This window comes from Candidatus Hinthialibacter antarcticus (assembly GCA_030765645.1).
Classification (GTDB): domain Bacteria; phylum Hinthialibacterota; class Hinthialibacteria; order Hinthialibacterales; family Hinthialibacteraceae; genus Hinthialibacter; species Hinthialibacter antarcticus.
Genome location: JAVCCE010000009.1, coordinates 1 through 11811 on the forward strand (window position 1 = coordinate 1; position 11811 = coordinate 11811).

At 51.8% G+C, this 11811-nt stretch carries 9 protein-coding genes; 8 read left to right on the forward strand and 1 reads right to left on the reverse strand.

The window, feature by feature from the left end; genetic code table 11:
* Positions 1-259: 259 nt before the first annotated feature.
* The 7 genes from P9L94_02590 to P9L94_02620 all read left to right on the forward strand — a co-directional run bounded on the left by P9L94_02590 (position 260) and on the right by P9L94_02620 (position 8213).
* Entirely contained in the window at positions 260-778 is a 519-nt protein-coding gene (locus tag P9L94_02590; GenBank protein ID MDP8242942.1) for a DUF2059 domain-containing protein, read from the forward strand.
* Positions 779-927: 149 nt separating this feature from the next.
* A complete protein-coding gene (locus P9L94_02595) occupies positions 928-2328 on the forward strand; it encodes a sigma-54 dependent transcriptional regulator (protein ID MDP8242943.1) in 1401 nt (466 codons plus the stop codon).
* Entirely contained in the window at positions 2328-3398 is a 1071-nt protein-coding gene (locus tag P9L94_02600; GenBank protein ID MDP8242944.1) for a hypothetical protein, read from the forward strand. Before P9L94_02595 ends, P9L94_02600 begins: the two co-directional genes overlap by 1 nt.
* A gap of 150 nt (positions 3399-3548) precedes the next feature.
* Complete coding sequence (locus P9L94_02605) at positions 3549-4718, forward strand: hypothetical protein (GenBank protein MDP8242945.1); 1170 nt, start codon at positions 3549-3551, stop codon at positions 4716-4718.
* 163 nt (positions 4719-4881) lie between these two features.
* Positions 4882-5715: a hypothetical protein gene (locus P9L94_02610; GenBank protein MDP8242946.1), complete on the forward strand. Its 834-nt coding sequence runs from the start codon at positions 4882-4884 to the stop codon at positions 5713-5715.
* 244 nt (positions 5716-5959) lie between these two features.
* Positions 5960-7219, forward strand: a complete 1260-nt coding sequence (locus P9L94_02615; protein ID MDP8242947.1) for a glycosyl hydrolase family 28-related protein — start codon at positions 5960-5962, stop codon at positions 7217-7219.
* A 148-nt stretch (positions 7220-7367) separates the two neighbouring features.
* The gene (locus P9L94_02620; protein MDP8242948.1) at positions 7368-8213 is read left to right on the forward strand and encodes an endonuclease/exonuclease/phosphatase family protein; all 846 of its coding nucleotides are present in this window, start codon (positions 7368-7370) and stop codon (positions 8211-8213) included.
* An 80-nt stretch (positions 8214-8293) separates the two neighbouring features.
* On the opposite strand, the gene P9L94_02625 is transcribed toward P9L94_02620, so the two are convergent.
* The gene (locus tag P9L94_02625) at positions 8294-10087 is read right to left on the reverse strand and encodes a hypothetical protein (GenBank protein ID MDP8242949.1); all 1794 of its coding nucleotides are present in this window, start codon (positions 10085-10087) and stop codon (positions 8294-8296) included.
* A gap of 401 nt (positions 10088-10488) precedes the next feature.
* Between P9L94_02625 and P9L94_02630 the strand changes: the two genes are divergently transcribed.
* Complete coding sequence (locus P9L94_02630; protein ID MDP8242950.1) at positions 10489-11592, forward strand: LacI family DNA-binding transcriptional regulator; 1104 nt, start codon at positions 10489-10491, stop codon at positions 11590-11592.
* The last annotated feature ends 219 nt before the right edge of the window (positions 11593-11811 follow it).

Here is an 11811-nt window from a genome sequence, read left to right on the forward strand (position 1 = left end):
CTTCAGTGCGGGCTTTCAAGCCCTTATGCACAGGCGCTCCCAGAGTTCCACCCACGCCTGATTGGTTTGTCAATTTGTGAAATGCCGGAGCCTGTTTCTGAATAAATATTATGGCCATCCATCAATGTAAGTACTCACTTACCGGATGAACCTTAATTTTCAAACGATGAATGTTTTGCTGCGGTCTATCCGTACGATAGATTATGTACTACGCTTGTACATAACATTAGACAATCGCCTCATACAGAAGGAGCCCGCCATGAAAACGAAAATCATTGCTGCATTGGTTGTGTGCGCATGTGCATTAATCGCCATTGGCGAAGTGAAAGAACCGACGCAAAACGAACTGGCCGAACAACTATTGGTTTCAATGAACGTCCCGCAAACGACGGAGCAGGTCATGGACATTATGAAAGAGATGCTGCCCATGCAAATGAAGCAAATGGGCATGCCGGATGCGGTGATTAATGACCAGACCAACGAGTATATGAAGAAGGTGATGGACTTCACCGCGAAAGAAGTCGGTTGGGAAGCGATGAAAGAAGACTATATCGCTCTCTACGCCGAGTCGTTCAGCAAAGAAGAACTCGAAGGCGCCATCGTGTTTTACTCTTCGGATATTGGACAGGCGTTCATCAAAAAACAGCCGGAGCTGATGCAGAAATCCATGCAGATTTCACAAAAGAAAATGATGGCGGTGATGCCAAAACTGCAAGAAATGATGAAAGAGTTTACCGACGAAATTAAAGAGAACGCCAAGCCGTCTGAAAAAGAATAGGCGTAACGCTTCGTTTAACCGCGCGGCGCAATGGACGGGTGTTGCGCCGCGCGAATTGAATGTACCTCTGGCTACTTAAGTTTCTTCCTGCATACAATTCACTTTGCTTATACTATTGTTAAAGAAATGCTTCATTTGAAGGGAACGGTATGAGCACGCTGCGTCGCGGTTCGGTCATAATTGTGGATGATGAGAAAGGTATGCGCCATATTTTGCAGCGCATGCTTTCGGATGAAGGCTATCTGGTTGCTACAGCCGAGAGCGGCGAAGACGCGCTGAGCAAGTTTGACGAACAGAATTTCGACGCCGCCATGTTTGATGTGCGGATGCCCGGCATGGACGGGCTGGCCCTGCTCGACCATGTGCGCGAGCGCTCGCCGCAAACCTCGGTGGTGATGATGACCGCCTTCGGCGCGGTCGAAACCGCCGTCAACGCCATGAAGCGCGGCGCCTACGAATATATCACCAAGCCGTTTAACAACGACGAGGTACTGCACATCGTTCACAACGCGGTCGAACGCAGGCGGCTGCACGACCGCAACGCCTATCTCTCGTCGGTGCTCGAAGAACGCGAGAGCATGGGCGGCATGATCGGCCAGAGCCGCGCCATGCAGTCGCTCTACCGCCTCATCGAAAAAGCCGCCCCCACCGACAGCACCATTTTGGTGTTGGGCGAAAGCGGCGCGGGTAAGGAACTGGTCGCCAACGCCATTCATCAACTTTCGGAGCGAAAAAAAGGGCCGTTCGTCGCGGTCAACTGCGGCGCTCTGCCGCGTGAGTTGATTGAAAGCGAATTATTCGGGCATGAAAAAGGCTCGTTCTCCGGCGCGCACCAAAGCAAGATCGGCTTGATTGAATCGGCTGACGGGGGGACGTTATTTCTTGACGAAATCGGCGACCTGCCGATGGATTTGCAGGTCAAGATTTTGCGCGTACTCGAACAAAAAGAGGTGCGCCGCATCGGCAGCGTGAAACCGAAAGCGGTCGATGCGCGCGTGGTCGCCGCCACTAACCGCGACTTGCGCGACGACGTTGAAAAAAAATCGTTCCGCGAAGATTTGTTCTTCCGGCTTTCGGTATTAGAAATTAAACTGCCGCCGTTGCGCGAACGCGAAGGCGATATCCCCATTTTGGCGGAGCATTTTTTACGGCGCTTCAATCAAAAAATGAACCGTTCCGTCGAAGGGGTTTCGCCGGAAGCGATGCGGCTGTTGTTGCAGCACAAGTGGCCGGGCAACGTGCGTGAACTCGAGAACATTATTCAGCGCTGCATGATCTTGCGCGAAAGCGGCGTGATTGAATTGCGCGACTTGCCCGAGCATCTGGCGCCTAAGATGGAGAACAAGGCGCCGTTGATGGCGGCGCTGTTTGACCCGAACCAGTTGTCGTTTCAAAAAGCGCGCGAGGCGTTTGAGCGTCATTATCTTGAAGAGCTGCTCAACCTCAACGACGGCAACGTTACTAAGTCCGCACTCATGGGCGGCATCAGCCGCCGCCACTTACAAGACCTCATTAACAAACACAACCTGCGATCCACCGGAGAGGAGTGATGCGACAGTTTGTAATTCCGTTCCTCCTATTGATTTTCACTTCTTGCTCACCGCAGGTTGAAGTCGGCGATGAAATGTTGGCGAAAAAAATTACCGCTGAAGTGGAACGATTCAAAGGCCTGGAATATTCCGTTCAATACATCACAACGACTTACAAGCACCACAATGATTTAATTGCGCAGCGCATCCAGCAGGCGTTCGAGCGGGACGCAATTTCAAACGAAGACCCGGATTTCGAAGCGCTCTATGCGCAGCAAGTGCAAGAATTCGCACAGAATGCGTATGCAATCACCCGACAGTACCGCATCATCGAAACCAAGGATTATTCCATCCACTCACAACGACAGCTGGGCAACGACCCCAACTGGGAACCATACCAGGGATTATTCAATGGCAAGAAAATGTATTCCATAACAGATGTGTGCGACAAATCGCTGTTCTCGAAAACGCGTGAATTTCGAAGATTTCAAATCAGCTATGTAAGCCACGACCGCAGCGTCATTTTTCAGGGAGACCGATTCCTACGGAAAGATTCAGAACTGCTGTACACAATCTTTCCATTGCGTACATTGTTTTGGCTCAGGAGTGCAGGATCCTTCAAGAATAAAGTAAACCAAATGCTCAAGCACGCTGCGTTTCCTGCTGATATTGAAACCGTTATTCCGAGAGAACAAGCGCTGAGTTTTGATATCAATACCAACGAGAAGTTGCCCCCTCAATTTCTTTTGTGCGAAAACAATGACGAGCGCAGCGTCCGGCAATACGCATCCTTATACGAAGGTACGGTGCGTAGCCACATCCGTTGGGATGGTCAACTCAAAGTTGACGGCGCTGACTACACGGCGCCGCAAATGATGATTCACGAATCGTACCCACGCGGATTGCCTCAAACCACAATCGTTAGCGTCTATTCATGCCGCTTTGGGCGTGAACCGTCATGGCCCGAAAGCGCGATGGAATTTGTGAAGAACGAAGCCGGTTCATCGTTTCGGTTTGGAATTGAAGACCAAGACAACAATTACAAGATAACACCAATGAAGCGCAACGAATTCTTCGCGCGATTTGAATAGCGCGGTCGCAGAATCCGCACAAAATTTTGGTAATGCGTATAAATTCACTTTCCTCTCAATAAAACTTCGTTTCCCGTCGTTTAACTAAACAGAGATAACAAGCGGCCGCTTAATTTGAAACATACCTGACATAAGGAAGGAATTACGATCATGACTACGAAATCACTGAATTGGAACTCGATTGGATTTTTGTTTTGCTTATCCGCTTTGGCGGTTGCCTATGCGTTTATCGCTTCCAGCCCGGCCAACGCGCAAGCAGACGACTTGGACGCCCCCGCCGTTATTGGAGCGCCGATTGCGTTAGGTTTTGCTGATGGAACGTCGCCGCCTCCGCCGCGACGGGGACGCTTCAGCGATGAAGGTCAACAGCCCCCGCGCTTTGGACGCGAAATGATGCAAGAAGCGAGAGAGCGCAATCCTGAACTGTTTGAACAAGCGCGTGAACGTATTGCGAATGGCGAACATCCTCGCGACGTGATGCCTGAAATCATGCGCAAGTTTCGCCAGGATGCGTCTGACGAAGACCTCGCTTGGATGCGAGAGAATCGAGCGCACTTTCGCGGCGTCATGCAACAACGAGGCCGCAACTTTCAAGATGACGCGCCGCGCGGCCCAAGACGGTTGGCGATGGCGGATCGCGGGGTTGATGAAGGCCGTCGCGGCCCCGGCCCCCGTGAGTTTGAGCGCGGCCCTCGCCGAGAGATGCGTGGTGCGTTGCCGCCAGTTATCGAATGCCCTCATTGCCATCGTGCGATTGATCGTCCCGGCGAAGGCCCGCAAGGCCGTCGTGGATTTGGCCCCATGAATGAGCGCGGTCGTGGTTTTCAAGACGACGCTCCTCGAGGCCCCCGCGGACCGATGATGGAAGAACGCGGCTTTGGCGAAGGACGTTGCGGCGAAGGCCCGCAAGGCCGTCGTGGATTCGGCCCCATGAATGAACGCGGTCGCGGATTTCAAGACGACGCTCCTCGAGGCCCCCGCGGCCCGATGATGGAAGAACGCGGCTTTGGCGAAGGACGTCGCGGACAAGGACCGCAAGGCCATCGTGGATTCGGCCCCATGAATGAACGCGGTCGTGGATTTCAAGACGACGCTCCACGCGGCCCCCGCGGCCCGATGATGGAAGAACGCGGCTTTGGCGAAGGACGTCGTGGCGAAGGCCCTCGCGGCATGGGCCCCCGTGATTTCGAGCGCGGCCCTCGCGGCCCACGGTTTGGGGCTGAGGGCGCAGGCCCGGCAGTCGCAGTCAAAGACATCGAAGCCATCATCGACCGCCTCGAACGGCGCTTACAAGATTTGCGCGAACAAACCAAAGAATAACGCATCACGATTCAAATTGTTGAATGCGCGAACCGCCGGGCTTGTATCAGTCCGGCGGTTTTTTTGTTTGGTGATTTAATCCGTAATTTAGATTGACGCATTTAAAGGGCGTGTGTTATTGTCAGCGCAAGCGCGTTTTATGTAAACACATGGGGATTCAAGCATGATGCGGTTCATATTCATTGGGGCAATTACAATTTGTGTTTCACTAGTTTCGTTTGCTGAAATAATAAAGTCACAAGTTGAAACCCGTCCACTCGATGTTATCTTAGATGGAAGCAGTTTTTTTCCGTTTTTTGAAATGGAAGATTCTGTTCGATTCAGTAAGACAGAAATAGAATTCCAACTGAATAATTCTCAGAATGTGAAACGAGTTTCAGGCGTCATCACCCACCCATTTGGAGATGGTCCGTTTTCATTGCGCGAATCACTAAGCAATTTGATCGAAAACGCCTCAGTTAATTCCACAATCGACAAAATATATTTTCACATTACATTTAAAGAAAATGCAAAATTTGCGCTTAAAAGTATCTTCTTTAAACCTCAGCCAGGAGTTGATCTAGAAGCAAACAATGTAATTCACCGCAAAAGAGCTTTTTCCACTACATACCCACATCAAGTATTAATGGATGAACTCCGAATTGAAGACGCCCACGGCAACGAGTTGGCATTCAACCTATTCACGAATCCGTTACTCTATGCGAGCGACATCGGCGGTTTAGTAATCCAATATGAAAATTTCCCTAAATCAATTAAAACCTCACATGTCATCGCGATAAACAATGTCCCTTTGTATCCACCAATTATCGTAAGTCCCGGAGTAAATAATCAATCTCACAAGACTCTGGCTTTAATAGGATTCGATAGCGATCCATTACCTTTAACCTTTAAAGTCGTTTTGATTGACGGAACGGAATACATCATTGAGCATCCCAATGGATACAGTCTGATTACTGTTTCGCCATCATCTCAAGCTGCTCATTGGCGCGAATACTAGCGATTCATTTTCGGAGAAAGCATATCCGCCGACGGCTAACGCCCCGGCGGTTTTTTTCCTTTTATAGTAGTTGCCAGAATTATGTGCGGATTGAGTTTCCATAACTGTATCTATCGCTGAGCCCTACGGGCGCGCTTAACGCACAGTATTTTGACAAACACTCTATCTGGGTTGGAATTTTCTCTGTGATGTGTTGAAATGAATGATCTTGAAATTATTCTTTCTTTGAGAGGATTTTATTGCCATGCGATTGTTCGTTTCGTCACTCTGTTTACTCATGGTTGCAACCGTCACCGCGTATTCATCATCAATCGAAGTCACCGGCGCCGCCGCTGACGGCTCGAAAGACGACGGGCCTGTCATTCAACAAGCGTTGCAGGCCGCTAGCGAAGCGGGAGGCGGCGAGGTCTATCTGCCCGCCGGGGAGTACCGCATCGACGATCATATTGAAATTCCCGCTGGCGTTACTTTGCGCGGGAGCTGGCAGGCGCCGCACCACTCTGACCAAGTGTGGGGAACGGTCCTGTTTGCCGTCGGGCATGAAGGCAATGAAGACGGCCCCGCATTGATCCAGCTCGCGCCGGGCGCAACCGTAAAAGGCCTGACCATTTATTACCCCAACCAACGGCTTGATGATATCAAAGCCTACCCCTGGGCGATTCAAGGACGCGGCATGCACGGCAGCGTTCTCGATGTGACGTTGGTCAACGCCTGGCAGGGCATCGACTTCGGTACGCACCACAACGAGCTGCATGTGATCCGCAACGTGTTCGGCTGTTGCTTGCGGCGCGGCGTTTATATCAACAATTGCACCGATGTCGGGCGCATCGAAAACGTCCACTTCAATCCCCACTATTGGGGCCGCACCAAAGGAGACCACCCGCGCAACTTCGGCAAACTCATCGAGTTCATGAACAACAACACCGAGGCCTTTATCTTTGGCCGCACCGACTGGGAATACGTCTTAAACACCTTCGCGTTCGGCTTCGATAAGGGCTACAAGTTTATCGAGACGGAACAGGGCGCCTGCAACGGTAATTTTCTTGGCATCGGCGCCGACGGCGGCCGCTATGCGTTATGGGTCGAAGCGACCCAACCGCCGGGGCTGCTCATCACCAACGGCGAGTTTGTTTCGTTCTCGCATGACGACAGTACGCAAGTGATGACGACCGAAGGCTTCAAAGGGCTGGTGCAGTTCAACAACTGCGCGTTCTGGGGGCCGAGCGATAAAGTCGCCTGGCTGCGCGGCCCGGGTTCGGTTTCGTTCCAGCAATGCAATTTCGTCCATTGGAACCACAAAGGCGGCGACTCGCACGCCATTCACGCCGACAACGGCGAGCTGACGATTGCGACCTCGTTCTTTCGTGAAGCCAAGCCGCAAATTTATCTCGGCCCGAAATTGAAGGGCGCCGTCATCACCGGCAACCGCTTCAATAAGGAAATGTTGATCAAGAATGAAAGCGAAGGCTCCGTGCAAGTCGGGCTGAATATGGAAATCAAATAGTAGCGGAACCGTATTAGCGCTTTTCCCGCTCTCTCCAAGATGGGGAGGTTAAAGGGGAGGGGTATGTTTTTAATGCAAGGGCGGGCGGAGAGCAGACCCCTCGCTTTATGTTCTGAGTGAATTAATTGAGTTTGATGGAGATGAGCCGATGAAACGACGGACCTGGATGCAAACGGCAATGCTGGGCGGCGCGGGTTTTTTATTGAAACCAGCGTTTGCTGAAACCGGCGGACTTCGCACCATCACTTACAACGTGCTGCAATGCAGCGGCTGGCCGAAGAGCGTTTCGAAAGAGCGCCTGGGCGAGTTCGCGTCGCAACTGCCGCAACGCTACGCGATGGAGTTTGCGCTCTACCAGCCTGACATCATCACCTTTCAAGAAGGCCCGGCGGAAAGCGTCGTCAAAGAAATCGCGAAATTGATGAAGATGAATTATGTGTTTTTCCCAAGCGGCGAACACTGGCCGGGCGCTCTGATGACCCGCTTCGAGATTGTCTCGGCGCAGAACTGTCCGGTGTTGAGCGGCGAGCGCCCCAAAAAATTATTCACCCGTCATTGGGGAAAAGCGAACCTGCGCAATCCAGAAACGAATGAGGATTACATCGTCCACAGTGCGCACCTGCACCCCAGCAGTAAGGACATTCGTTACGACGAAGTCACTGCGATGTTAGAGTCAATGCGAGAGGAGATCGCCTCCAACGCGAACTTTATCTTACAGGGCGATCTCAACCATGAACCCGACATGCCGTCATATCGCCGCTGGATAAAAGCCGGGCTGATTGATAGTTATGCGAAGGCGGGGGCGGGCGAAGCGCTGACGTTTAAGGCCGACTCGCCCTATTGCCGCATTGATTATGTGTGGTCGAATGCGACGTTGGCCAAGCGGCTGAAATCGGCGCGCGCATTGCATGAAGGCGCGTTTCGGCAGCACGCCAAAGACCCGGTCTCGTTCGCGCTCAGCGACCATGTGCCCGTGTTGGCGGAGTTCAAGTAACAATAGTCATGATAGCATGATGTGAAACGGGGCTGGTCGAATTGACCAGCCCCGTTGTTTTGCGGTGCATTCAATTTGTTCTAATACAATGACCACGCCTCAACCGAGGTTAGCAGCACAAAACGCATTCCCAGATACACCGAACGGCGCGCATCGGGATAATCAATCGCGTCGTCAATGATGAAATCGAGGCGTTCGCCTTGTCCGATGGTAAATTCGCCGAGTGAAATTTCATAATCGTTATAGCCCGGCGTGGTTTTAAATTCGCCGTCGTTCGGATGCCAGGTTTGCAGGTCGCCGCCTTCAAGCCCAAACAGGATGGGGTTGGGTTCGTCAATATTTTGTTGCTCATCCGACGCAGCCGTATCGCCAATATTGAAGAACGCATCATAGGTTCCGGCTTGCGTAAAGATGATGGAGGTACGCAACGCCAGCGCATCGTTGCCGTTTTCGGGGAACGATTCGAGAATGGGGCCGTAGGGGCCGAGACCCTCGCGAATGTTCCATTTGCCCGAACCGTCCTCGCGATCTTGTACGGTGAGCCAGTCTTCGGTATTCAAACAGATGTCGGTCGGCAGGGTGCGGTAGCGGTTGCCCGACAGGTCGGTCGCCCATTCTGCGGCGCCGGGGCTAATCTGAATTTCGGGAAACGCGCCGGGGTTGATCTTTTCAAGACGCAATCCCATATACACCGAACGGCGCGCATCGGGGTATTCAATTGCGTCGTCAATGATGAAGTCGACCTGTTCGCTCGCCTCGACGCTGAGCACGGCGACGGGGATTTCATAATCGTTATAGCCCGGCGTACTTTTGAACGTCCCTTCATCCGGCATGTAAGTGGCGAGCGGCCCGCCTTCAAGCCCAAATAGGATGGGGTTCGGTTCGCCGCAATTTTGCGACGGCGTGGAACCAGCGGTATCGCCCATATTCAAATATACATTGTAGGCGCCGTCAGCGGCGAAGATGACCGACGTCCGAAGCGGGACGCCGTCGTTGCCGTTTGATGGGAACGACTCAAGGATGGGGCCGTAGGAGCCAAGGCCTTCGCGAATGTTCCATTTGCCGGAACCGTCTTCGCGGGTTTGGACGGTGAGCCAGTCTTCCTGATTGGGATACGCCGCCGCATCCGCCGGGCCGGTACGAAACTGATTGCCGCTGACGTCTGATGTGAACTCAAGCGCGCCGGGGCTGACTTGGATTTCAGAGAGCGTCCCGCCCAGCTCGATGGCGCGCAGGGTCACGCCGCGGAAAGTCGATGTGACATAAAACTCCGCGTTTAAATTGGCGACATCGCCTTGAACGTCATCCACCCGCACGGTGATGACTTCGCCTTGTTCGACCTCTACTTCGCCTAGCGATGCGCTATACCAAAACATTCCGCCCTGGGTTGTGCCGTCAATCGCAGGGTAACCGGGCGAAGTGCCGCCTGATGCGCGCTCCGAATTCATGGCTGAGTATTGAGTGAATTCGCCATCGCCCAGCGCCGCGAGTAGCGGGCCAGTGTCGGGAACGCCGTTGTTATCTAAAAAGTTTAGGATGACTTCATATTTGCCGCTTAACGCGGGGGTGATGTTCATCGCGATTTCAGGGGCGTCTTCAAAAAAGCCCGGGCCGTGAGAAACCAGCATGGTGTTGCCGTCAACCTGATAAATCAGCCAAAGATTGTCGTCGTCAAAAAATACATCCGCCAGCGCTTCATTGCCGAAGGGGCGCGGGTCATAAGCGTCTGACGGTTCGATGGCGTGGACATTGCCGAAGCGGTCTGGTTCTCCGCTCACATCGCCCGCCGAGAAGAAAAAACTGATCTCCTGCGTAAAACCATTGCTTGTCGCAAACAACATTGCAGCGCTAAGCGCCAAAGTTCTTAATTTCATACTTGAATCCTCCTCCGAATAGAAAAAAAAATGATTGAATAAACAAAGATGGGTTGGATGAATAATCCTGCTTCAATCCTCCTTTTTCATCAAAATAATTGTTTCAATTAAAAACTATCGAATGTGTTTTAGCCATGATAGAATGGCGTTTTGACGGGGAGTGAAGAATCGAGCAGGATGAAAAGTCTGTACAAAATAAACCCGTCACTTCTTGTTTATTCTGTGGCAAAAAGCCATTTATGAATCGCTAGGCGCTGCTAATGTTTGGATGCTAATTTAATGCGATTGAATTTTAGGGTGGATCAAGAAATATGTATAGGGTTAATATGGATAGCCAAGAGGGCAATTCTGTACTAGATTGAATTGCTTGTTTCCATTTCTGTTTTTTATTGGATTTCGCCATGCAAATCGCTTTTGAGTTTCACATCCAACGTGACGCAAACACGCCTTCATACATTCAACTCAGCGATCAAATCGTTGAGCATATCACTGAAAACACCGTACAGATTGGCGAATTTTTACCGACGGAGAACGAAATTTGTGATCTGTCGGGTCTCAGCCGAATGACAGTACGCAAGGCGCTCGAACGGCTCAACCGTTTAGGGATGATTGACGCGGTGCGCGGTCGCGGGACGTTTATTACCGCCAAAGAGCCGATCCAAAGCGCTCGCTATTCGCTGGGGTTCGCGTTGCGGCCCGAGCGCTATATCGAAGAAGACCCGTTCTATTCAGAAGTTTTGTTGGGCGTCACTCAGGAATCTCAACTGCATCAAGCGCCGTTGGCGTTCATCGCTGGAGAAAACATTTCGGAACTGGATGAAATCAAGCAGCGCTATTCAATGTTAAAGCAAATGTCCGGGGTGATTGTCGCCGGGCAAATGCCGCAAGCGTTTCTTGAATATCTGGTCTCGACCCAGATTCCCTGTGTGTTTCTGAACTATTTTTCCAACCATTATCCTTTTGACGCCGTCGCGAGCGACCAGACAGAAGCGGGGCGCCTCATGGGAGAACACCTCGCGCAGCTTGGCCACCGCGAATTTGTTTATATCAATGGGGAAGAAGACAACGATAACTACATTGGCCGGATGGATGGCTTTCGCCGTGTGATTGAAAACATCGGCGGCGATGTTCATGTTGTTTATGAAGCAAAAGGCGCCAGTTCGGGACGCGACGCCATTGCGCGTGAACTCGCGGAAGGCCGACGTTTTACCGCCGCTGTCTGCGCGAATGATATGATCGCCATTGGCGTGATGAATGAATTGCAAGACCGGGGCGTTGCGGTGCCTGAGCAAGTCAGCGTGTGCGGGTTTGACGACGTTTCGATGGCTTCGAATTGCCGTCCGTTGTTGACGACGGTCCGATCAGAAAAACAAGAGATGGGCGCTCGCGCGGTGCGGCTGTTGATCGACCGTTTGCAAAACCCGCAAAAAACGAGAGAAACCGTTTTGTTAGAAGTAACGCTCGTCCCCCGCCAATCCACCGCCGCAGTCGCAGTGCTTGCCTGAACAATCTAAGAAATTAATTCTGGTTCTTCCGTAAATTGGATATTTTTTTTATAAATTGAATTGAGATTTCGCTGCATGTGGCATGGGCGCAACTCTGCTCGCTTCAGTGCGGGCTTTCAGGCCCTTATGCACAGGCGCTCCCAGAGTTGCACCCATGCCTGATTTGGTTTGTCAATTTTTGATGCGCCGGGATACGTTTTCGTAATCAAAATCATGACC

Coding starts and splice junctions, on each gene's coding strand:
- P9L94_02590 (MDP8242942.1), top strand. CDS start 260: ATGAAAACGAAAATCATTGCTGCATTGGTTGTGTGCGCATGTGCATTA.
- P9L94_02595 (MDP8242943.1), top strand. CDS start 928: ATGAGCACGCTGCGTCGCGGTTCGGTCATAATTGTGGATGATGAGAAA.
- P9L94_02600 (MDP8242944.1), top strand. CDS start 2,328: ATGCGACAGTTTGTAATTCCGTTCCTCCTATTGATTTTCACTTCTTGC.
- P9L94_02605 (MDP8242945.1), top strand. CDS start 3,549: ATGACTACGAAATCACTGAATTGGAACTCGATTGGATTTTTGTTTTGC.
- P9L94_02610 (MDP8242946.1), top strand. CDS start 4,882: ATGATGCGGTTCATATTCATTGGGGCAATTACAATTTGTGTTTCACTA.
- P9L94_02615 (MDP8242947.1), top strand. CDS start 5,960: ATGCGATTGTTCGTTTCGTCACTCTGTTTACTCATGGTTGCAACCGTC.
- P9L94_02620 (MDP8242948.1), top strand. CDS start 7,368: ATGAAACGACGGACCTGGATGCAAACGGCAATGCTGGGCGGCGCGGGT.
- P9L94_02625 (MDP8242949.1), bottom strand. CDS start 10,087: ATGAAATTAAGAACTTTGGCGCTTAGCGCTGCAATGTTGTTTGCGACA.
- P9L94_02630 (MDP8242950.1), top strand. CDS start 10,489: ATGCAAATCGCTTTTGAGTTTCACATCCAACGTGACGCAAACACGCCT.